We start from the raw sequence: 1,821 nt of genomic DNA, 5'->3' as shown, positions 1-1,821 counted from the left end.
CGAATTGTCGTATGTCCCGACTCAATCCCAGGCAGCAAGAAGCCGTGAACTACGTCTGCGGCCCTATATTTGTGCTCGCCGGTGCTGGCTCCGGCAAGACCAGCGTGATCACGCGCAAAATCGCGCACCTGATCCAGAACTGCGGCATCCGCGCCCAGTACATCGTCGCCATGACCTTTACCAACAAGGCCGCGCGCGAGATGAAAGAGCGGGTCGGTACCCTCTTGCGCGCCGGCGAAGGTCGCGGCCTGACGGTCTGCACCTTCCACAACCTCGGTCTGAACATCATCCGCAAGGAGCACGTGCGGCTGGGCTACAAACCCGGTTTCTCGATCTTCGACGAGACCGACGTCAAGTCCCTGATGACCGACATCATGCAGAAGGAATACGCAGGCGAAGACGGCGTCGACGAGATCAAGAACATGATCGGCGCCTGGAAAAACGACCTGATCCTGCCGCCTCAGGCGCTGGAGAACGCGCGTAATCCCAAGGAACAGACTGCCGCCATCGTCTACACCCACTATCAGCGCACGCTTAAAGCGTTCAACGCGGTGGACTTCGACGACCTGATCCTGCTGCCGGTAAAACTCTTCGAAGAACACGCCGACATTCTCGAAAAGTGGCAGAACAAGGTGCGCTACCTGCTCGTCGATGAATATCAGGACACCAACGCCAGCCAGTACCTGCTGGTAAAAATGCTCATCGGCAAGCGCAACCAGTTCACCGTGGTCGGCGACGACGACCAGTCGATCTACGCCTGGCGTGGCGCGCGACCGGAAAACCTGATGCTGCTCAAGGACGACTATCCGTCCTTGAAAGTGGTGATGCTCGAACAGAACTATCGCTCGACCAGTCGTATCCTGCGCTGCGCCAACGTGCTGATCTCGAACAACCCGCACGAATTCGAAAAGCAGCTGTGGAGTGAAATGGGCCACGGCGACGAGATCCGCGTGATCCGCTGCCGTAACGAGGACGCCGAAGCCGAGCGCGTGGCCATGGAAATCCTCAGCCTGCACTTGCGCACTGACCGCCCGTACAGCGATTTTGCGATCCTCTATCGCGGTAACTATCAGGCCAAACTGATCGAGCTGAAGTTGCAGCACCACCAGGTGCCGTATCGCCTGAGCGGCGGCAACAGCTTCTTCGGCCGCCAGGAAGTGAAAGACCTGATGGCCTACTTCCGCCTGATCGTGAACCCGGATGACGACAACGCCTTCCTGCGCGTGATCAACGTGCCGCGCCGCGAAATCGGCTCGACCACCCTGGAAAAACTCGGCAACTACGCCACCGAACGCAAGATCTCGATGTACGCCGCCACCGACGAAATCGGTCTGGGCGAACATCTGGACAGCCGCTTCACCGATCGCCTGTCGCGCTTCAAGCGTTTCATGGACAAGGTGCGCGAGCAGTGCGCCGGCGAGGACCCGATCTCCGCGCTGCGCAGCATGGTCATGGACATCGACTACGAGAACTGGCTGCGCACCAACAGCTCCAGCGACAAAGCCGCCGATTACCGGATGAGCAACGTCTGGTTCCTGATCGAGGCGTTGAAAAACACCCTTGAGAAGGACGAAGAAGGCGAAATGACCGTCGAGGATGCGATCGGCAAACTCGTCCTGCGCGACATGCTCGAACGTCAGCAGGAAGAGGAAGACGGTGCCGAAGGCGTGCAGATGATGAAGTTCGGCGAATACGTGCACTCGCTGTACGTACCGACCAGCCTCAACCTGGTCAAGATCAAACCGTTGCGCGGCACCGCGCTGTTCATCCTTGACGCCAAACTGGTGTTCAAACTGGTGGACAACTTCTTCTGTGGCGACG

Annotated in this window: 1 protein-coding gene; it reads left to right on the top strand. The window is 58.8% G+C overall.

The features are described 5' to 3' along the window. Window positions 1-11: 11 nt before the first annotated feature. Window positions 12-1,821, top strand: a 1,810-nt coding sequence (locus ACIP1X_RS28825; RefSeq protein ID WP_400755967.1) for a UvrD-helicase domain-containing protein, incomplete at its 3' end; no start/stop codon positions are given.

This window comes from Pseudomonas sp. NPDC088885, from assembly GCF_044750025.1.
Classification (GTDB): domain Bacteria; phylum Pseudomonadota; class Gammaproteobacteria; order Pseudomonadales; family Pseudomonadaceae; genus Aquipseudomonas; species Aquipseudomonas rustica.
This window is presented reverse-complemented; position numbering and strand designations above follow the sequence as displayed.